General features: G+C 65.4%; 21 protein-coding genes. 16 read left to right on the plus strand and 5 right to left on the minus strand.

Annotated elements, in window-relative coordinates:
- Positions 1-915: 915 nt before the first annotated feature.
- Together BRAO375_RS28295 and BRAO375_RS28300 are read left to right on the plus strand one after the other, a co-directional pair.
- On the plus strand, positions 916-1,998 hold the full coding sequence (locus tag BRAO375_RS28295; protein WP_009030857.1) for an Acg family FMN-binding oxidoreductase: 1,083 nt from the start codon (positions 916-918) through the stop codon (positions 1,996-1,998).
- A gap of 79 nt (positions 1,999-2,077) precedes the next feature.
- Complete coding sequence (locus BRAO375_RS28300) at positions 2,078-2,305, plus strand: hypothetical protein (protein WP_008963582.1); 228 nt, start codon at positions 2,078-2,080, stop codon at positions 2,303-2,305.
- 3 nt (positions 2,306-2,308) lie between these two features.
- On the opposite strand, the gene BRAO375_RS28305 is transcribed toward BRAO375_RS28300, so the two are convergent.
- Positions 2,309-2,671, minus strand: a complete 363-nt coding sequence (locus tag BRAO375_RS28305; RefSeq protein WP_009030858.1) for a hypothetical protein — start codon at positions 2,669-2,671, stop codon at positions 2,309-2,311.
- A gap of 126 nt (positions 2,672-2,797) precedes the next feature.
- Here BRAO375_RS28305 and BRAO375_RS28310 point away from each other — a divergent pair, with 126 nt between their 5' ends.
- From BRAO375_RS28310 to BRAO375_RS28320, 3 genes are all read left to right on the plus strand, one after another.
- Complete coding sequence (locus BRAO375_RS28310) at positions 2,798-3,502, plus strand: glutathione S-transferase N-terminal domain-containing protein (protein ID WP_009030859.1); 705 nt, start codon at positions 2,798-2,800, stop codon at positions 3,500-3,502.
- Positions 3,499-4,470 carry an oxygenase MpaB family protein gene (locus BRAO375_RS28315; protein WP_009030860.1) on the plus strand — a complete coding sequence of 324 codons (972 nt, stop codon included), beginning with the start codon at positions 3,499-3,501 and terminating at the stop codon, positions 4,468-4,470. Before BRAO375_RS28310 ends, BRAO375_RS28315 begins: the two co-directional genes overlap by 4 nt.
- A 113-nt stretch (positions 4,471-4,583) precedes the next feature.
- Positions 4,584-5,174 (plus strand): hypothetical protein, encoded by a 591-nt coding sequence (locus BRAO375_RS28320; RefSeq protein WP_009030861.1) that lies wholly within the window; start codon positions 4,584-4,586, stop codon positions 5,172-5,174.
- A gap of 48 nt (positions 5,175-5,222) precedes the next feature.
- Here the strand turns inward: BRAO375_RS28320 and BRAO375_RS28325 are convergent, their stop codons facing one another.
- Positions 5,223-5,423 (minus strand): hypothetical protein, encoded by a 201-nt coding sequence (locus BRAO375_RS28325; protein WP_009030862.1) that lies wholly within the window; start codon positions 5,421-5,423, stop codon positions 5,223-5,225.
- A gap of 218 nt (positions 5,424-5,641) precedes the next feature.
- Between BRAO375_RS28325 and BRAO375_RS28330 the strand changes: the two genes are divergently transcribed.
- From BRAO375_RS28330 to BRAO375_RS28370, 9 genes are all read left to right on the plus strand, one after another.
- Positions 5,642-5,998 carry an ArsC family reductase gene (locus BRAO375_RS28330; RefSeq protein ID WP_009030863.1) on the plus strand — a complete coding sequence of 119 codons (357 nt, stop codon included), beginning with the start codon at positions 5,642-5,644 and terminating at the stop codon, positions 5,996-5,998.
- A 298-nt stretch (positions 5,999-6,296) separates the two neighbouring features.
- Positions 6,297-7,052 (plus strand): ABC transporter ATP-binding protein, encoded by a 756-nt coding sequence (locus BRAO375_RS28335; protein WP_035642762.1) that lies wholly within the window; start codon positions 6,297-6,299, stop codon positions 7,050-7,052.
- On the plus strand, positions 7,045-7,791 hold the full coding sequence (locus BRAO375_RS28340; protein ID WP_009030865.1) for an ABC transporter ATP-binding protein: 747 nt from the start codon (positions 7,045-7,047) through the stop codon (positions 7,789-7,791). The genes BRAO375_RS28335 and BRAO375_RS28340 overlap by 8 nt, the downstream gene beginning before the upstream one ends.
- A 43-nt stretch (positions 7,792-7,834) precedes the next feature.
- Positions 7,835-9,058 (plus strand): ABC transporter substrate-binding protein, encoded by a 1,224-nt coding sequence (locus tag BRAO375_RS28345; protein ID WP_035642763.1) that lies wholly within the window; start codon positions 7,835-7,837, stop codon positions 9,056-9,058.
- Positions 9,059-9,134: 76 nt separating this feature from the next.
- The gene (locus BRAO375_RS28350; RefSeq protein WP_009030867.1) at positions 9,135-9,998 is read left to right on the plus strand and encodes a branched-chain amino acid ABC transporter permease; all 864 of its coding nucleotides are present in this window, start codon (positions 9,135-9,137) and stop codon (positions 9,996-9,998) included.
- Between the two features lies 1 nt (position 9,999).
- Positions 10,000-10,968 (plus strand): branched-chain amino acid ABC transporter permease, encoded by a 969-nt coding sequence (locus tag BRAO375_RS28355; RefSeq protein ID WP_009030868.1) that lies wholly within the window; start codon positions 10,000-10,002, stop codon positions 10,966-10,968.
- Between the two features lie 143 nt (positions 10,969-11,111).
- Complete coding sequence (locus tag BRAO375_RS28360) at positions 11,112-11,756, plus strand: DUF47 domain-containing protein (protein WP_009030869.1); 645 nt, start codon at positions 11,112-11,114, stop codon at positions 11,754-11,756.
- 14 nt (positions 11,757-11,770) lie between these two features.
- Complete coding sequence (locus BRAO375_RS28365; RefSeq protein WP_009030870.1) at positions 11,771-12,778, plus strand: inorganic phosphate transporter; 1,008 nt, start codon at positions 11,771-11,773, stop codon at positions 12,776-12,778.
- A gap of 149 nt (positions 12,779-12,927) precedes the next feature.
- Positions 12,928-14,547 carry a peptide chain release factor 3 gene (locus BRAO375_RS28370; RefSeq protein ID WP_009030871.1) on the plus strand — a complete coding sequence of 540 codons (1,620 nt, stop codon included), beginning with the start codon at positions 12,928-12,930 and terminating at the stop codon, positions 14,545-14,547.
- Between the two features lie 172 nt (positions 14,548-14,719).
- Here BRAO375_RS28370 and BRAO375_RS28375 read toward each other — a convergent pair whose 3' ends face one another.
- The 3 genes from BRAO375_RS28375 to BRAO375_RS28385 form a co-directional block, all read right to left on the minus strand.
- Positions 14,720-15,118: a response regulator transcription factor gene (locus tag BRAO375_RS28375; RefSeq protein ID WP_009030872.1), complete on the minus strand. Its 399-nt coding sequence runs from the start codon at positions 15,116-15,118 to the stop codon at positions 14,720-14,722.
- Positions 15,115-15,981: a S1C family serine protease gene (locus BRAO375_RS28380; protein WP_009030873.1), complete on the minus strand. Its 867-nt coding sequence runs from the start codon at positions 15,979-15,981 to the stop codon at positions 15,115-15,117. The genes BRAO375_RS28375 and BRAO375_RS28380 overlap by 4 nt, the downstream gene beginning before the upstream one ends.
- Before the next feature lie 120 nt (positions 15,982-16,101).
- Positions 16,102-16,830, minus strand: a complete 729-nt coding sequence (locus tag BRAO375_RS28385) for an aspartate/glutamate racemase family protein (RefSeq protein WP_009030874.1) — start codon at positions 16,828-16,830, stop codon at positions 16,102-16,104.
- 172 nt (positions 16,831-17,002) lie between these two features.
- On the opposite strand from BRAO375_RS28385, the gene BRAO375_RS28390 reads away from it, so the two are divergent.
- Positions 17,003-17,599, plus strand: coding sequence for a UCP034077 family protein (locus BRAO375_RS28390; protein WP_009030875.1), 597 nt, complete (start codon positions 17,003-17,005; stop codon positions 17,597-17,599).
- 254 nt (positions 17,600-17,853) lie between these two features.
- Positions 17,854-18,441: an NnrU family protein gene (locus BRAO375_RS28395; RefSeq protein ID WP_035642765.1), complete on the plus strand. Its 588-nt coding sequence runs from the start codon at positions 17,854-17,856 to the stop codon at positions 18,439-18,441.
- Positions 18,442-18,547 lie beyond the last annotated feature (106 nt).

The following is an 18,547-nucleotide window of genomic DNA, read 5'->3' on the forward strand; positions in this document are numbered from 1 at the left end:
GGGGAACGGGTGATGCTGTTGCTGCCCTCGGGGTAGCTGTTGCTGCCCTCAGGGCAGCCGTTGCTGCCCAGGAGGGCGCTCGGTTTCAACGAAGTAACAGACATCTTCACCACCGCCCGACGACGGCGATCGCCTCACGAGAGGCGATCGGGATGTGAGATGAACCACGAGCCGGGAACAGGCGAGGACTGAGACCCGGTCCACTTGCGCGGACCGGACAGTGCTCTGACCCCTGAGCTACCGGCAGGCGCCGGGCGGGACTCGAACCCGCGCCACTGGCTTAGCAAGCGAAGTAACAGTCGTCTTCACCACGGCTCGTGGATCCCGGCCGCGAGCGGCCGGGAATTCAAATCGTTTGTCTGCGGCGCTCACGGGCGCCGCGTGTTGCGAGCTCCGGAGAAGCTCGCTCTGTCATCGGTGTCCGGCGCGCAACGCCTCGTTCCCTCCGACAGGCCCCGCGCGCTCGGGCCACGCGCATCACCGCGCGAGCCCCGGGATCCGGGTCTCCCGTTCCGGCTGGTTGCCGGGACAATTGGTAGTTCGCCGTGCAGGCCGCGGGCGTGAGGGCAACAAAAAACCCTCCGGAGCGGCTGGCTCGGGAGGGTCCGTGTGAACCGGACTTTGGATCTTGCCTCAAGCAAGACCGCTCCCCCGAGCATGGCGTGCGCCATCCGACGGCCCAAAGCCGTTGGCGGTGCAAATCATGTTTTCGTAACCGAAGGACATCATCTCGCTCATGTTTGTCGCGGGCGCAGTTGCTCGCGAGGCCGCGGGACATACGCTCGTTTGTTGTTGCTGTCAACGGCGGGTTGCGATCTTTCTTGGTGAACCGTGACGATGTTGATCTGAGACAAGACGACAGCTGAGCGCCATGCTTACCCTTGTCGCCATGACTAATATGGCGAACGCGTGGCCATGAACCGACGACAGATCCTGTTAGGAATGGGTGGCGCGCTGGCCGCAGTCGCGCTCGGCACCGGCGCATGGCGGCAGGCCACCGGCACGACCTCGGCATATGACGACTACAGCGCGCGTCTGCGCGCACCGTTGTCGCCGGACATCGCCGACGTGATCCGCTACGCGACGCTGGCCGCCAATGGCCACAACACGCAGCCGTGGCGCTTTGCCGCGTCGGCCGATGCGATCACGATCACGCCCGATCTGTCGCGACGCACCGCCGTGGTCGATCCCGACGACCATCACCTGTTCGTCAGCCTCGGCTGTGCGGCGACCAACCTCGCGATCGCGGCCGCCGCGAGCGGGCGCCCGGGCGAAGTGATCATCGACGGGGCGACGGTGCGCTACACGTTCACCGGCGGTCGGCGCGACGATGTCGATCCGCTGCTTGCCGCCATCGTCCGCAGGCAGTCGACGCGTGGCGACTATGACGGACGCCAGGCGGCGCCAGGTGATCTCACCGCCCTGCAGGTTGCGTCAGCGGTGGCCGGTGTCGATCTCGCCATCATCACGGCCCCCACCACCATCGCCGCGATCCGCGATCTCGTCATTGCCGGCAACAGCGCGCAGATGCGCGATGCGGCGTTCATGCAGGAGTTGAAGAGCTGGATCCGGTTCAATCCGCGCAGTGCGATGGCAAGTGGCGACGGCTTGCTGGCGGCAGCCAGCGGCAACCCCTCATTGCCGACGGCGCTGGGCGGCTTCGCATTCGATCGCCTGTTCGATGTATCAGCCGAGAACGACAGATATGCGCGGCAGATCGCGTCCTCGGCGGGCATTGCCGTGTTCGCGGCCGAGCAGGCCGATCCTCAGCACTGGATCAGGGTGGGGCAAGCATGCCAACGCTTCGCGCTTGAAGCGACGCGCCTCGGGCTCAAGCTCGCCTTCATCAACCAGCCCGTGGAGGTTGCCGTCCTGCGCCCCGAACTCGCGCGCTTGATCGGGACCACACGTCGCCCCGATCTCGTGCTGCGCTTCGGCTACGGACCCTCGCTGCCATTTTCGCCGCGCCGCCGTATCGAGGACGTGCTGAGTTCATGAGTCGTTCCTGTCAATCTTGACGGATTCGCGACTCGGTGCATTGCTTCGGAGCATGTTCGAGAACACCCGATTGGCACGCATGAGCGACGGGCATTATTGCCTGGTGCGCGACCTTGGCCTGGTCAAGGGCGGCAAGGGCATGCGCCATCATGAGGTGGTGGTCGACTTCAGTGCACGCGGCATGAAGCTGCTGGCCAAGCAGGGGGCGTCGTCGCTGATGCGCCGCGTCGCTGCCAAGCTCGCCCAGCATGAGGCGACATCGAAGCTTCCGGCGCTGTTGCGTGTGCGCCTGCGGGAGCCGCAATAGACCTCACCGCTTGGGCTTGCGCGGCGTCGCAGCGCGCCTCGGATCGTACGGGCTGTCCGGATTCATGTCGAGGTCGACATCGGCGACGCAATATTGCGGCTGAGCGTGGCTGCGTCCCGAATGCCAGCGGCCCTCGCGCAGCTCGACCTCGCTCATCTCGCCAACGTCGAAGCACTTCCATTGACCGCCCGCTGGCAGGCCGCTGCTCGCGCCGCCCGCGAACTGAAACGCAAGCACGCGCTCCCGGCCCGCGGTGTGGCCGAGGATGATGGGGCAGACTGCGCGGGCGAAGCCGCGATACATGCACAGCACCTGGCGGCGTGTGCGCATCGCCTGCGTGATGAGCTGGTAGGTTGCACTGGGCATGCTTGATCTCTGCACGTCGACTGCAGCCTAAGACGGATCCGCAGGACGAGTTCCCGGCTCATGGCTTGCGGCGGCAGCCCATGGGCTTAGATTGAGGCCTCAACGCAACGCGCGAGCAACAGCCTCATGTCCGACCTCTCGAGCTTCCCGATCACCACGCGCTGGCCGGCGCAGCATCCCGGCCGCATTCAGCTCTACTCGCTGCCGACGCCGAATGGCGTGAAGGTCTCGATCATGCTGGAGGAGACGGGGTTGCCTTACGAGCCGCACGCGATCGACTTCGGCAAGGACGATCAGAAGACGCCGGAGTTTCTGTCGCTCAATCCGAACGGCAAGATCCCCGCAATGATCGATCCCGACGGCCCCAGCGGCCAGCCGATCGGCCTGTTCGAGTCCGGCGCGATCCTGCAGTACCTCGCCGAGAAGACCGGCAAGTTTCTTCCCGCCGACCCGGCGCGACGCTGGCAGACCATCCAGTGGCTGCACTTCCAGATGGGCGGCCTCGGGCCGATGTTCGGCCAGCTCGGCTTCTTCCACAAATTCGCCGGCCGCGAATATGAGGACAAGCGGCCGCTGCAGCGCTACGTCGCCGAAAGCAAGCGGCTCCTGGCTGTGCTCGAAGCGAGGCTCGACGGCAGGCAGTGGATCATGGACGGCGACTACACCATCGCCGACATCGCCAGCCTCGGCTGGGTGCGCAACCTGATCGGTTTCTACGGGGCGCGCGAGCTCGTCGCGTTCGATGAGTTGAAGCACGTTCCAGCGTGGCTTGAGCGCGGCCTGGCGCGGCCGGCGGTGCAGCGTGGGCTGGAGATCCCGAAGCGGCCGTGATCGTCAGCGAGGCCGATTTCGAGCGTTGTCTCGACGAGGTGCTGTCGGCGCCCGCCGTCTCGGGCGATGGCGTGCTCGGCCCCGACAGCGTGATGTGGCGGGTGCATCGCGAGGCGGCGCTGTTTCTCGGCGCCGGCCGCGCACTGCTGCTGCAGCTGGCCCATCCCTGGGTGTCGGCCGGCATCGCCGAGCAGTCGAAGGTGTTCGCCGATCCGCTCGGTCGTTTCCACCGCACCTTCAGCATCGTCTACACGATGGTGTTCGGCACGCGCGACCAGGCCGTCGCAGTGGCGCGGCGGTTGTATCGACGGCACGCCGCTGTCGACGGCGTGATGACGGAGACCGCCGGCCCCTTCGCAGCCGGCTCGCGCTACCGCGCCAATGACGTCGAGGCGCTGCGCTGGGTCCATGCCACGCTGGTCGAAACCGCGATGATGTCCTACGGCCTGCTATGCCCGCCGCTGAGCGATGCGGAACGCGAGCAATATTGGCGCGAGGCGATGCGATTCGCCGGGCTGTTCGGAATTCCTCATGATGTGCTGCCGTCGGACTGGGCCTCCTTCAAGGCCTATGCGGCTGCGAGGATGGAGTCGGAGACGCTGACCGTCAGCGCAGCTGCGCGGGACATCGCGCGGCGAATCTTCTCGGGTGACGCGACCTGGATAGGACCGCCGCGCTGGTTCACCGCGCTGACCGCCGAGATGCTGCCGGAGCGGCTGCGCCTTGCTTTCGACCTGCCATATGGCGCGCGTGAGCGCCGCAGCGCCGCGCGCGCCCGCATCTGGCTGCCGCGCGCCTACGCCGTGTTGCCGGAGGGATTGCGGACCGTCGGTCCCTATCAGGAAGCGATGGCGCGCATCCGCGGCGAGCCATGTCCGCACATCACGCGCCTGCTCAACCGCGCCTGGATCGGACAGCCGCTGATGCCGGCTGCGGGCGGAGCAGCGCAGAGTCATGCTCGCGGCTGAAGCGGCCGATCCCGGGTGTGATCGAGTTCATATCGACGCCGGCTCACCCGAGCTAGGATTGATCTCGCCCGGATCGTGAACAGGGGCGACCCGACAGCATGCAGGAGACGGCAATGGATGCACTGACGCTGCTGATCATCCGCCACGCCGAGAAGCCCGACGGTGATGCCACCGGTCCAGGCCTCACGCACAAGGGCAAGACGGATTCGAAATCGCTGGTGATATTCGGATGGGAGCGGGCAGGGGCCTGGACCGCGCTGTTCGGCAGCGGGCTTGGTGGAACCGATTATCCGGCGCCGCAGGCGGTCTACGCCGCCGATCCCGACAGCACCAAGGACGGCTCCGATCCGAGCCGGCGGCCCTACGAGACGGTGCTGGAACTGGCCGCGCGCGTCGGGCTGTCCGAACCGAATATCTCGTTCGCAAAGGGAGAGGAAGCGGCGCTCGTCGAGGCCGTCCTCCCGCTTGCCGGCACCGTCCTCGTCGCGTGGGAGCACAAGGCGATCATCTCAGACATCCTGCCGCGCTTGCCCGTCAGCAACCCCGACAAGCTGCCGACCCATTGGTCGGGCAAGCGCTTCGATGTGGTGCTGCGCTTCGATCGCCCCTCCGGCGGCGGCGACTTCAAGTTCACCGAGCTGTATCCTTGCCTGATGCCGGGCGACTCCGACAAGCCGCTGAAGAGCGATCCGAAGGACGAGTGAGGCTCACGACACGCGCCGCAACTCTGATCTGATCCTCAGGTCTCTCAATCAGGCCAATGCAATTCGCTCGCGGTCGCTGACATCCTCGACCCAGGCGTGGGCGGCAAACCATTCATGGTAGGCGCGGCAGTGCGGGCAATACGCGCGCGAGAAGAACACGGGCATGCGCTGAAAGCGCGCGGCCTCCATCTCCATTCCTGTCTCGATGCTGCGGCCGGTCTGCGGACAACGTATCATGATCATGCCCATTCGCGGTCTCCTGTTCGCGCGCCAGATACGCCGGGGATGCGAAGAAAATGTAATGCTCAGCCGACACTTTCATGGCAAAGGTCCGTATGAATTCCGACGGCGGAACGAACGGCGTCTGCGCATCAAAAGCAGGTGAATCGCACCGCAAAATGCGGGGCCGATTGTCGCAACATGAGACATTCGCCGCAGTCGCACACGAACGGTTGAGGACGCGTGGCATGAGCATCACAATCTACGGAATCAAGAACTGCGACACGATGAAGAAGGCGCGCGCCTGGCTCGACGAGCACGGCGTGGCTTACGACTTCCACGACTACAAGACTGCGGGAATCGACAAGGCGACGCTCAAGGGCTGGAGCGAGGAGCTCGGCTGGGAGGTCCTGCTCAACCGCGCCGGCACGACGTTCAAGAAGTTGTCCGATGCTGACAAGGAAGGACTGACCGAGAGCAAGGCGATCGCGCTGATGCTGGCGCAGCCCTCGATGATCAAGCGGCCGGTGCTCGATCTCGGCCACAAGCGCGTGGTCGGCTTCAAGCCGGACATCTACGCCAAAGAGGTGAAGGGCGCGGAGTAGACGAGCCGGCGATCGCATTCGCGATTGCGAGATCCACCACCCGAGCTTGGGTGAGCGAAATTGCGGTGGCGCGGTATTCTATGTCCGCGGGAAGACCACAGCAGGCTCAACGCGAGGTTCATCGACCGCGCCGCGGCCGCATTGCCCAGCTTTCCGCCTTGCCTAACTCCCTCGATTGACGGCATATTCCGGCGCGAAGCGGTCGTGGGCGGCGGCTGGCATGGTCCAGTTGTCGCAGAGCCGCGTTACGAAGAAGCGAGGGCCGGGCGCGATGTGCGCCGGTTCGGGGGGAATCTGTTTGGCTGACGAGTTCATTCTCGAGACCCACGGATTGACGAAGGAATTCGCGGGGTTTTTTGCCGTTCGCGATGTTTCGCTCAAGATCCGCCGGGGCACCATTCACGCGCTGATCGGCCCCAACGGGGCCGGCAAGACGACGTGCTTCAATCTTCTGACCAAGTTTCTGCGGCCGTCAGCTGGCAAGATTCTCTATAAGGGTCAGGATATTACAGCGACGGCGCCGGCTGACGTGGCGCGGCTTGGACTGGTCCGCTCGTTCCAGATCTCGGCCGTGTTCCCGCATCTGACCGCGCTCGAGAACGTCCGCGTCGCGCTGCAGCGGCAGCACGGCTCGTCATTCGATTTCTGGCGCTCCAAGAGCGTGCTCAACCGCTTCAACGGCCGCGCGCTGGAGCTGCTCAACGACGTGGGCCTCAGCGAGTTCGCCAATATTCCGGCAGTCGAAATGCCGTATGGCCGCAAGCGGGCGCTGGAGATCGCGACCACGCTGGCGCTCGATCCGGAGATGATGCTCCTGGACGAGCCGATGGCCGGCATGGGCCACGAGGACATCGACAAGATCGCCGCTTTGATCAAGCGCATCTCGGCCAAATACACGATCCTGATGGTCGAGCATAATCTCAGCGTCGTCGCCAATCTCTCCGACACCATCACCGTGCTGACACGCGGGCAGGTGCTGACCGAGGGACCGTATTCCGAGCTCTCCAAGGATGAGCGCGTCAAGGAAGCCTATCTGGGAGCCGGACATGCCTGAGGTGATGACGGCAAGCAAACCAGGGCAGGCGGCCACGACCAGCACCATCCTCGACGTCAAGAACCTCGAGAGCTGGTACGGCGAATCTCACATTCTCCACGGCATGAACTTCACGGTGAATGCCGGCGAGGTCGTCACCTTGCTCGGGCGCAACGGCGCCGGCAAGACCACGACCCTGAAGTCGATCATGGGAATGATCGGCAAGCGCACCGGCTCGGTCGCCTTCAATGGCCAGCAGCTGATCCGCATGACCTCGGACAGGATCGCGCGGCTCGGCATCGCGCTGTGTCCCGAGGAGCGCGGCATCTTCGCGAGCCTCGACGTGCGCGAGAACCTGCTGCTGCCGCCTGTGGTGCGGCCGGGCGGACTGACTCTGGACCAGATCTTCGAGCTGTTTCCGAACCTGAAAGAGCGGCTGAAGAGCCAGGGCACCAAGCTCTCCGGCGGCGAGCAGCAGATGCTGGCGATCGCGCGCATCCTGCGCACCGGCGCGAGCTTCCTGATGCTGGACGAGCCGACCGAAGGTCTTGCGCCGGTCATCATCCAGCAGATCGGCCACACCATCGCGCGGCTGAAGAAGGAGGGCTTCACGATCCTCCTCGTCGAGCAGAACTTCCGCTTCGCCTCGACGGTCGCCGATCGCTACTACGTGGTCGAGCACGGCAAGGTCATCGACGGTTTTGCCAATGCCGATCTGTCCGCCAACATGGACAAGCTGCATACTTATCTCGGCGTCTGACCGACGCCGGAACATTGACTTGGAAAGTTCTGGAAAGTTGGAAATGAAAAGCAGGTTCATCGCGTCATTGCTGCTGGGAACGGCGCTCACCTTGGCCGCCGGCGGCATGGCTTCTGCCGGGGACAAGGTCGTCAAGATCGGCGCGCTGTCGGATCAGTCGGGTCTCTATTCCGATCTCGGCGGCCCCGGCTCGACGCTCGCGACGCAGATGGCGATCGAAGATTCCGGCCTCGCGGGCAAGGGCTGGAAGATCGACGTGATCTCCGGCGATCACCAGAACAAACCTGACATCGGCACCTCGATCGCGCGGCAGTGGTTCGACGTCGACAAGGTCGACATCATCGTCGACGTGCCGAACTCCGGCGTGGCGCTGGCGGTGAACAACGTCGTGAAGGAGAAGAACGGCGTCTACATCAATTCGGGCGCGGCGACCTCCGACCTCACCAATGCGCAGTGCTCGCCCAACACGGTGCACTGGACGTATGACACCTACATGCTGGCGCACACCACCGGGCAGGCCCTGGTCAAGGCGGGCGGCACGAGCTGGTTCTTCCTGACGGCTGACTATGCCTTCGGCGCTGCGCTCGAGCGCGACACCACCGCGGTGGTCACCGCCAACGGCGGCAAGGTGATCGGCGGCGTCAAGCATCCGCTCAACACCTCGGACTTCTCGTCCTTCCTGCTGCAGGCGCAGTCGTCGGGCGCCAAGGTGATCGGCCTCGCCAATGCCGGCGGCGACACCACCAACTCGATCAAGCAGGCCGCCGAGTTCGGCCTCACGAAAGGTGGCCAGAAGCTCGCCGCGCTGCTGCTGTTCCTGACCGACGTCAAGTCGATCGGGCTCGACATCGCGCAGGGGCTCAACTTCACCGAGACCTTCTACTGGGACATGAACGACCAGACCCGCGCCTTCTCCGACCGCTTCGCCAAGCGGATGAGGAACGGCGCGCCGCCGACCATGGTGCAGGCCGGCGTCTATGCGGGCCTCTTGCATTATTTCAAGGCGCTGGAGGCGCTCGGCGAGAACCCGCATGACGGCGTCAAGGTGGTCGACAAGATGAAGTCGATCCCGACCGAGGATGCGCTGTTCGGCAAGGGCGAGATCCAGCCCAACGGCCGCACCATCCACACCGCCTATCTGTTCGAGGTCAAGAAGCCGTCCGAATCCAAGGGCCCGTGGGATCTCTACAAGCTGGTCGGCTCGGTGCCGGGCGACCAGGCCTTCACGCCGCTCGACAAGAGCGCGTGCGCGCTGTTGAAGAAATAAGCCGCTGTGGCCCCGGCGGTTTGCCGCCGGGGCTGCCGTCTACGTCAGGAAACGCCGAGAGAAACAGAACAAGACGATGCAGGCTCTTTACGCACAGCTCCTGGTCGGACTGATCAACGGCTCGTTCTACGCGCTGCTCAGTCTCGGGCTTGCCGTCATCTTCGGCATGCTCAACATCATCAATTTCGCGCATGGCGCGCTCTACATGATGGGCGCGTTCTGCGCCTATTTCCTGCTGAACCTCGGCGGCATCAATTACTGGTGGGCGCTGCTGCTGGCGCCGATCATCGTCGGCATCTTCGGCATGATCCTGGAACGGACGCTGCTGCAGTGGCTGACCGGGCTCGACCATCTCTACGGCCTGCTGCTGACCTTCGGCATCGCGCTGATCGTGCAGGGCATCTTCCAGAACTATTTCGGCTCCTCGGGCCTGCCTTACGCGATCCCCGATCAGCTGCGCGGCGGCATGAATCTCGGCTTCATGTTCCTGCCGATCTATCGCGGCTGGGTCGTGGTGTTCTCGCTCGTCGTGTGTCTGGCGACCTGGTTCCTGATCGAGCGCACCCGGCTCGGCGCCTATCTGCGCGCCGCCACTGAAAACCCCACCCTGGTGCGTGCCTTCGGCATCAACGTGCCGCGCATGATCACGCTGACCTACGGCCTCGGCGTCGGCCTGGCCGCGCTCGCCGGCGTGCTGTCGGCGCCGATCAACCAGGTGCGGCCGCTGATGGGCGCGGACCTGATCATCGTCGTGTTCGCGGTCGTCGTGATCGGCGGCATGGGCTCGATCATGGGCTCGATCATCACCGGCTTCGCGCTCGGCGTGGTCGAGGGACTGACCAAATATTTCTATCCCGAGGCTTCCAACACCGTGGTCTTCGTTCTGATGGTCCTGGTGCTGCTGGTGAAGCCGACGGGTCTGACCGGACGGGCGGCCTGACATGACATCGATCACCGACGAGACCCTGCCGATCACTCCGCGCGCGATGCGTGATGAGATGATCGTGTTCGTCATCATGGCGGCGCTGCTCGCCATCGTGCCGTTCACCGGGCTGTACCCGTTCTTCGTGATGCAGGCACTGTGCTTCGCGCTCTTGGCCTGCGCCTTCAACCTGCTGATCGGCTATGGCGGCCTGTTGTCGTTCGGCCACGCGATGTTCTTAGGGACCGCGGGCTATTGCAGCGCGCATGCGCTGAAGGTCTGGGGTTTCCCGCCGGAGCTCGGCATTCTCACGGGGATCGCCGGCGCGTTCGTGCTGTCGATCATCACAGGCTACATCTCGATCCGCCGGCAGGGCATCTACTTCTCGATGATCACCCTGGCGTTGTCGCAGCTGTTGTACTTCGTCTATCTGCAGACGCCGTTCACCCATGGCGAGGACGGCATCCAGGGCATTCCGCAGGGCAAGCTGTTCGGCTTCATCGACCTGTCGAAGCCGGTCACGCTGTACTACGTCGTGCTGGTCGGCTTCCTCGCCGGCTTCCTGCTGATCTTCCGCACCATCAACTCGCCGTTCGGCGAGGTGCTGAAGTCGATCCGCGAGAACGAGCAGCGCGCGATTTCGCTCGGCTACAAGACCGACCAGTACAAGCTGCTGGCCTTCATCCTGTCCGGCACGATCGCCGGCTTTGCGGGATCGCTGAAGGTGTTCGTCGCCCAGAACGCCTCGCTGACCGACGTGCACTGGTCGATGTCCGGCGAGATCGTGCTGATGACCCTGGTCGGCGGCCTCGGAACTGTATTCGGGCCGGTGGTGGGGGCGTTCGTGATTATCGCCATGCAGCAATATCTGGCCGGGTTCGGACAGTGGGTGACGGTCATCCAGGGCGTCATCTTCGTCGCCTGCGTGCTCACCTTCCGCCGCGGTGTGGTCGGGGAAATCGCCCACCTGTTCAAGCGCTCCCTCTAAGCCGTTGATCTGACTAAAGATTGTCGAACGGGCAGAAAGCAGTGGATGATCCGGCCACCGCTTCTGCTGCGGCGTGATCCGGGATATGACAGTTCTGTGACGGGCCGGCCCTGGCCCGTTTCGGAATGGATGGATCTCGTCCCATGCTGAACTGGTTTCGCGCCGTCCTCCCCAAGGAGGAGCGGTTTTTCGATTTGTTCGCCCGCCACAACAAGGTGGTGATCCAGGGCGCGCATGCGCTGCAGGACATGCTCAAGGGCGGCGACGACGTGCTGACCCATTGCCAGCGCGTCAGCCAGTTCGAGAACGAGGCCGACAACATCACGCGGGAGGTGCTGACCGCCGTCCGCCGCACCTTCATCACCCCGTTCGACCGCGGCGACATCAAGAACCTGATCACCTCGATGGACGACGCCATCGACCAGATGCAGCAGACCGCCAAGGCCGTGGTGCTGTTCGAGGTCAAGGAGTTCGAACCGACGATGCGCGAGATGGGTACGCTGTTGGTCGACTGTGCCAATCTGATCGGGAAGGCGTTGCCGCTGCTGCAGTCCATAGGCCAGAACGTGCCGATGATCACCGCGATCACCGAGGAGATGACCAAGCTCGAGGGCCGCGTCGACGATCTCCACGACATCGGCCTCAAGGAGCTGTTCCTCAAGCACCGCAACGCCAACACGATGGACTTCATCGTCGGTGCCGAGATCTACGACCATCTGGAGAAGGTCGCCGACCGCTTCGACGACGTCGCCAACGAGATCAATTCGATCATGATCGAACAGGTCTAGGGTAGGGTCGCGCCGTGGACGCTCAACTCGGCCTTCCCATCCTGGTCGGCCTCATCGCCGTCGCGCTCGCCTTCGACTTCCTGAACGGCCTGCACGACGCCGCGAACTCGATCGCGACGATCGTCTCCACCCGCGTGCTCCGGCCGCAATACGCGGTGTTCTGGGCGGCGTTCTTCAATTTTGTCGCCTTCGGCGTGTTCGGCCTGCATGTCGCCCAGACCATCGGCACAGGCATCATCGATCCCGCCATCGTCGATGCGCAGGTGATCTTCGCCGCACTCGTCGGCGCCATCGTCTGGAACCTCGTGACCTGGGCGGCCGGCATTCCCTCGTCGAGCTCGCACGCACTGATCGGCGGCCTGGTCGGGGCAGGGGTCGCCAAGGCCGGCATCTCGGCCGCGGTGTGGAGCGGGCTGTCGAAGACGATCCTCGCCATCGTGCTGTCGCCGCTGGTCGGCCTGATCCTTGCGATGATCCTGGTTGCCATCGTGTCCTGGGCCTCGGTGCGCTCGACGCCGTTCGCGGTCGACCGCGCCTTCCGTATCCTGCAGTTCGCCTCGGCGTCGCTGTATTCGCTCGGCCATGGCGGCAATGACGCGCAGAAGACGATGGGCATCATCGCCGTGCTGCTGTACTCGCAGGGCCATCTCGGCGAGCATTTCACGGTGCCGTTCTGGGTCGTGCTGTCGTGCCAGACGGCGATGGCGCTCGGCACCCTGATGGGTGGCTGGCGCATCGTCCGCACCATGGGCCTGCGCATCACCAAGCTGAACCCGATGCAGGGCTTCTGCGCCGAGACCGGCGGCGCCATCACGCTGTTCCTGGCGACGTTCCTCGGCGTGCCCGTCTCGACCACCCACACCATCACCGGCGCCATCGTCGGCGTCGGCGCCGCCCGCCGCGCCTCGGCGGTGCGCTGGAACGTGGCTGGATCGATCGTCTATGCCTGGATTTTCACGATTCCGGCCTCCGCGATCGTCTCGGCGCTGAGCTTCTGGCTGGTCTCGGTGCTGCGGCACTGATCCCCGGGGGCGGGGTGACGAGGCCGGTGAACTCCCCGGTTGGAGTTGCGGTGCAAAACGCCTATATGGAGGGCGCGCGGCGGCCGTGAGCCCGCGCTTTTCCCACGACATCGCCCGCTCTCTGGCCCTGAAACGACGCTCGCCGCCCCATGTCCGATATCGCCGTCACCACCGACCAGCCGTCCCGCTCGCCGCTCGCCGACGAGGTCGCGCGCCGGCGGACCTTCGCCATCATCTCGCATCCGGACGCCGGCAAGACCACGCTGACGGAAAAACTGCTGCTGTTCGGCGGCGCCATCAACCTGGCCGGCCAGGTCAAGGCCAAGGGCGAGCGCCGCAACACCCGCTCGGACTGGATGAAGATCGAGCGTGAGCGCGGCATCTCGGTCGTCACCTCGGTGATGACCTTCGAGTTCGAGGGGCTGGTGTTCAACCTGCTGGACACTCCCGGCCACGAGGACTTCAGCGAGGACACCTACCGGACGCTGACCGCGGTCGACTCCGCCGTCATGGTGATCGACGCTGCCAAGGGCATCGAGGCGCGGACGCGAAAGCTGTTCGAGGTCTGCCGCCTGCGCGACATTCCGATCATCACCTTCATCAACAAGATGGACCGCGAGAGCCGCGACACGTTCGACCTGCTGGACGAGATCGAGAAGACGCTGGCGCTCGACACCACGCCGATGACCTGGCCAGTCGGCCGCGGCCGCGACTTCATCGGCACCTACGACGTCAGAGACGGCGGCGTTCGCCTGCTCGAGGGCGGCGGCGCCAAGACCGGCGCGGCACAGCAGATCGCGATCTCCGAGCTCGGCAAGCTCAACGCCAATCTCGACATGGGCCAGATCACCGACGAGCTCGAGCTGGTCAAGCAAGCCTGCAAGCCGTTCGAGTTGGACGCGTTCCGCGAGGGCCATCTGACCCCGGTGTATTTCGGCAGCGCGCTGCGCAATTTCGGCGTCGGCGATCTCCTGGAGGGCCTCGGCCGCTACGCGCCGTCGCCGCGCGCGCAGGACTCCAATCTGCGCAAAGTCGACGCCGCCGAGCCGCGCATGAGCGCCTTCGTGTTCAAGATCCAGGCGAACATGGACCCGAACCACCGCGACCGCATCGCGTTCGCGCGTCTCTGCTCGGGCAAGCTCAACCGCGGCATGAAGGCGAAGCTGGTGCGCACCGGCAAGACCATGCCGCTGTCGAGCCCGCAATTCTTCTTCGCCCAGGACCGCTCGGTGGCCGACGAGGCCTTCGCCGGTGACGTCGTCGGCATTCCCAACCATGGTAGCTTGCGCATCGGCGACACGCTGACCGAAGGCGAGGATTTGACTTTCGTCGGCGTGCCGAGCTTCGCGCCGGAAATCGTCCGCCGCGTCCGCCTCACCGACGCGATGAAGGCGAAGAAGCTGAAGGAAGCCCTGCAGCAGATGTCGGAGGAGGGCGTCGTGCAGGTGTTCCGCCCACGTGACGGTGCGCCGGCGCTGGTCGGTGTCGTCGGCCCGCTGCAGCTCGACGTCCTCAAGGCGCGCCTCGACGCGGAATATTCGCTGCCCGTCGAGTTCGAGATCTCCGAGTTCTCGCTGGCGCGCTGGATCTCCTGCGACGACAAGAAGAAGCTGGAGGCGTTCATCGCCTCCAACAATTCCGGCGTCGCCGACGACGTCGATGGCGATCCGGTGTTCCTGGCCAAGAACGAGTTCTATCTCGGCTACACCAAGGAGCGCGCCGAGGACATCGTGTTCTCCAACGTCAAGGACGTGAAGAAGAAGGCGTGAGCGGCCTCCTATCTTGCTGCTAATCCAGCGAGCCGCGCCCCACACCCTGTCGTCATTCCGGGGCGCGACGACGTCGCGAGCCCGGAATCCATTTCGCCGCTCGTGATGCCGACTGATGGATTCCGGGTTCGCCCTGCGGGCGCCCCGGAATGACGAGGGGAGAGAGGTGAGCCTAGAGCTCGATGATCCCGCGCCGCGCCGCGTGCGCCACGGCATCAGTCCGGCCGGTGGCGTCGAGCTTGTCGAGCAGCGAGCCGACGTGGAATTTCGCGGTGTGCACGGAGATGCCGAGGCTGCGCGCGATCTCCTTGTTGGAGCAGCCTTCGGCCATCAGCGCCAGCACGTCGCGCTCGCGGACGGTGAGCTGGAACGTGTCGCTCGGACGATCCTTCAGATCGTCACGATCGCTCGCCGCATCGCTGCCGGATACGACTGCGACATCAGCGCTTTCGCCTGATGCGACGAGCCGCAGGCCGGCGACGCCGCCGAGCAGCGTGGCCAGCCGGTCCGCCAGCTCGGCATCGTCGATCGCGATGGCGATCGTGATCGGCGCGCTGCCGTCGGTGCTCACGCGGGGCGCTCGCCGATCGTGAGCGCCAAGTGCAACGGCTCGCCGGCGCGCAGCGCCGCCAGCTCGACCACGGCGCCGACGCTGTCCGGGCCAAGCTCGCGCATCAGCGCGCGCATGCCCCGGAACGGCTCCTTGTTGAGTGCGGTGATGACATCGCCCTGGCGCAAGCCGGCGGCGGCCGCCGGACCAGTCTTGTCGACGCTCATCACCATCGCACCAAAGCCCTCGTCGAGCCGCACCGGCTGTAGGCCAGCGCCGAGATAGCCGCGCGCGATGCGGCCGTGCGTTTCGAGCTTGCCAGAGACGCGCGTGACAGTCGCCGTGGGAATGACGAGGGTGCGGCGCGGCCCCCGCACGGCCATCCCGATCGCACGTCCATTCGCGTCGAGCACGAGGCCGCCTTCCGAGCTGTGGCGCAGCCTCGTATCGAGCTCGATCCGCGCCTCGATGTCGCCGCCACGCAAGCTGCGCCAGGGGCCGGCGGATTTCGACACCAGCGCCAGCGCCGCCACGGCGGTGCCTTGGTCGGCCGCCGCGATGACGGTGAGCGCTCCGAGCGGCGGGATATCGCTGGCGAGCGGCGCAGCTTGCGTCTCCTTGCCGTCGTAGCGGAGCAGGGCAATGTCGGTGGTGTGATCGCGCCCGGCAATCGCGGCCGGGCGCGTCGTGCCGTCGGCGAAGACGAGCGATACATCGCCCTCGTCGGCCAGCGCCTCATCGGCCGTCACGACAAGTCCGGGTTTCCAGACGAAGCCGGAGGCGCGCGATCGGTGCGAATGGACAGAAACGAGCGACGGCGCTGCGGCGGCAACCGTCGTGGAAAGCGCTGACGACAGCGCTGAGAGGGCAGAAAGATTGGACATCGAGGGCTCCATCGGTTGGGACCAATGTGGAGCGTCGATGGTCGTTTCGGAACTCCCCGGGTGGGTAGGATGGGGTTCGAAGCCCCGGATATCGCTTGCGCTCATCCGGGCTGCCGCAGCTCAAATCGTCGTCCGCGCCTTCGGCAATGGAAGGGCGAGATCGCCGTGCTTCGACGTCTTCAGCCCCAGCCCGACCAGCGCCTCGGCGAAGCGCACCGCCGCGGCGACGCCGTCGATCACGGGAATGCCGAGCTCGGCCGAGAGATCATGCGCGAGATCGGCCATGCCGGCGCAGCCGAGCACGATGGCGCCGATGCCGTCCTCGCGCAGCGCCGCCTGGCATTCGCCGAGCAGCGCGCCGCGTACGTTGGCTTCGGGCTTGTCGAGATCGAGCACGGCGACGTCGACCGCGCGCACCTTCCTGCAATGATGCTCCATGCCGTAGTTGCGCACGAGATGCTCGGCGATCACCTTGGTGCGCGACAGCGTGGTGACAATGCTGAAATGCGTGGCGACGAAGCTCGCCGCATGCATCGCCGCCTCGGCAATGCCGAGCACCGGCACGGCCGACAATTCGCGCGCCGCGAGCAAACCGGGATCACCGAAGCAGGCGATCACATGGGCGTGGCAGCCCTCGGCATCGCCGGCCTCGACTTCCTTCAGCATTCCGACCGCCGCGATCGCCTCGTCGTAATGGCCCTCGATGGAGGCGGCGCCGAACCGCGCGGTCCGACCGACGATCCGCGTGTTCGGGCCCGCACTGGCCTGCGCCGCCTTCGCGATCAGCTCCGTCATCGACGCAGTCATGTTCGGGTTGATGACGTTGATCACGGTCTCGCTGCGGTCCATCGGTGCATCCATCTGCTGTCATTCGCCAATTTCTAGCCGAGTTCTAGCCGAGTTCCCGTGGCAGGGTCGAGAGGCCCGGGCGTAGCGGGAACCCGCAGACGTGACCCGCATTGGGCTTGCGCTCGCCGCGTCCAACGACCAGCTCCGCTATCATTGGTCCCTGAGTGTCACCATGCTCCGCACCGTCGTGCTCATCCTGCTGATGCTGGCCGCTCCGGTCTCCGCCGATGCGCGCCGTCGCCAGATCAATCCGGTGCCATTCGCGCACACGCCGTGCAGCGTGCTCGACGAGCAGCCGTGCACGCCCTCCTTCTGCAGCGTCTATGGTCCCTGGCCCTGCATTCCCGAGATGAACTATCCGTACGGGCAGAACCTGCAGCTGACCATCGAGAGCCGGCCGGCCAAGGACCAGCAGGCCAAGTATCAGAAGCCCGATCATGATCTCGACACGATCGGCGATCTGTTCGCAGCGCTTCGGTCGTGCTGGACGCCGCCGCCCGCGGACGACGCCCGCGCCGGCATGCAGATGACCGTACGCTTCAGCTTCAAGCGGACCGGCGAGATGGTCGCGCCGCCGCGTCTGACGTTTGCGAGCTCCGGCGCCTCGGCCGACATCCGTTCGAGCTATCTGAAGGCGATCAACGCCTCGCTCGATGCCTGCCTGCCGCTGAAGTTCACCTCGGGGCTCGGCGGCGCGCTGGCCGGGCGGCCCATCGCCATCCGCTATGTCGACAACCGCGACCTGAGCAAGACGTCACAGCAGCAATAGCGCATGTGGCGCGAGACGTTGTCCCACCGTCCGCTCTGTCACGCCCCGTCATTCCGGGGCGACGCGTCAGCGTCGAACCCGGAATCTCGATCTTGTCTGTAAAGAACGCAAGTCATCTCGGCATTCCGGGTGCGGCTCTGCGAGCCGCCCCGGAATGAAGGCGCACCTGATGACGGTGCGCTCGCCACATTGCGAGGCGCCCCCCGGAAATGATACCCAGTTCCCCGATGTCGCGTGCACAGGAGGGGGATGTCGTGGGACTTCTGGTGATGGTGGTCGGGCTCGTGCTGTTTCTCGGCGCGCATGTTTTCACGACGCGGCGCGAGGCGCGGGCGCAGGTCATCGCGCGGCTCGGCGAGGGCACCTACAAGCTCGCCTACACGATCGTCGCACTCGCCGGCCTGGCGCTGATCGTCTGGGGCTTTGCCGAGTACCGCAACGGCGGCGGCTGGATCCAGGTCTGGACGCCGCCGAAGGCGCTCAAGCACATCAATCTTGCTTTGATGCTGCCGGCCGTCATCATGATCGTCGCCGCCTACCTCCGCGGCCGCATCTACACGACGCTCAAGCATCCGATGCTGGCCGGCGTGAAGCTCTGGGCGTTCGGCCATCTGCTCGCCAACGGCGACCTCGGCGGCATCATCCTGTTCGGCTCGATCCTGGCCTGGGCCGTGTTCGACCGCATCTCGCTGAAGCGGCGCGGCGATGCCGGCGGACCGCCGATCCCGGTCGGCGGCGTCGGCAACGACGTCATCGCCGTCGTCGTGGGCATCATCGTCTATCTCGCACTGGCGTTTGCGTTCCATCCCGTCGTGCTCGGCATTCCCGTCATGGGCAATTAGCGGTTCTCGGCGGACGCGTCCTGCCGCACAATTCTGGCGTCGCCCGCAGGGGGCGGCGCACGACCGGTGCAAGCCGGCAACAACAAGAAACAGGCCAGGGGAGGCG

The organism is Bradyrhizobium sp. ORS 375, from assembly GCF_000239775.1.
Lineage (GTDB): Bacteria > Pseudomonadota > Alphaproteobacteria > Rhizobiales > Xanthobacteraceae > Bradyrhizobium.

Excerpts from the sequence above, each read along its gene's own strand:
- BRAO375_RS28295 (WP_009030857.1), top strand. The coding sequence starts at position 916 with ATGAACCGACGACAGATCCTGTTAGGAATGGGTGGCGCGCTGGCCGCA.
- BRAO375_RS28300 (WP_008963582.1), top strand. The coding sequence starts at position 2,078 with ATGAGCGACGGGCATTATTGCCTGGTGCGCGACCTTGGCCTGGTCAAG.
- BRAO375_RS28305 (WP_009030858.1), bottom strand. The coding sequence starts at position 2,671 with ATGCCCAGTGCAACCTACCAGCTCATCACGCAGGCGATGCGCACACGC.
- BRAO375_RS28310 (WP_009030859.1), top strand. The coding sequence starts at position 2,798 with ATGTCCGACCTCTCGAGCTTCCCGATCACCACGCGCTGGCCGGCGCAG.
- BRAO375_RS28320 (WP_009030861.1), top strand. The coding sequence starts at position 4,584 with ATGGATGCACTGACGCTGCTGATCATCCGCCACGCCGAGAAGCCCGAC.
- BRAO375_RS28325 (WP_009030862.1), bottom strand. The coding sequence starts at position 5,423 with ATGGGCATGATCATGATACGTTGTCCGCAGACCGGCCGCAGCATCGAG.
- BRAO375_RS28330 (WP_009030863.1), top strand. The coding sequence starts at position 5,642 with ATGAGCATCACAATCTACGGAATCAAGAACTGCGACACGATGAAGAAG.
- BRAO375_RS28340 (WP_009030865.1), top strand. The coding sequence starts at position 7,045 with ATGCCTGAGGTGATGACGGCAAGCAAACCAGGGCAGGCGGCCACGACC.
- BRAO375_RS28345 (WP_035642763.1), top strand. The coding sequence starts at position 7,835 with ATGAAAAGCAGGTTCATCGCGTCATTGCTGCTGGGAACGGCGCTCACC.
- BRAO375_RS28350 (WP_009030867.1), top strand. The coding sequence starts at position 9,135 with ATGCAGGCTCTTTACGCACAGCTCCTGGTCGGACTGATCAACGGCTCG.
- BRAO375_RS28355 (WP_009030868.1), top strand. The coding sequence starts at position 10,000 with ATGACATCGATCACCGACGAGACCCTGCCGATCACTCCGCGCGCGATG.
- BRAO375_RS28360 (WP_009030869.1), top strand. The coding sequence starts at position 11,112 with ATGCTGAACTGGTTTCGCGCCGTCCTCCCCAAGGAGGAGCGGTTTTTC.
- BRAO375_RS28370 (WP_009030871.1), top strand. The coding sequence starts at position 12,928 with ATGTCCGATATCGCCGTCACCACCGACCAGCCGTCCCGCTCGCCGCTC.
- BRAO375_RS28380 (WP_009030873.1), bottom strand. The coding sequence starts at position 15,981 with ATGTCCAATCTTTCTGCCCTCTCAGCGCTGTCGTCAGCGCTTTCCACG.
- BRAO375_RS28385 (WP_009030874.1), bottom strand. The coding sequence starts at position 16,830 with ATGGACCGCAGCGAGACCGTGATCAACGTCATCAACCCGAACATGACT.
- BRAO375_RS28390 (WP_009030875.1), top strand. The coding sequence starts at position 17,003 with ATGCTCCGCACCGTCGTGCTCATCCTGCTGATGCTGGCCGCTCCGGTC.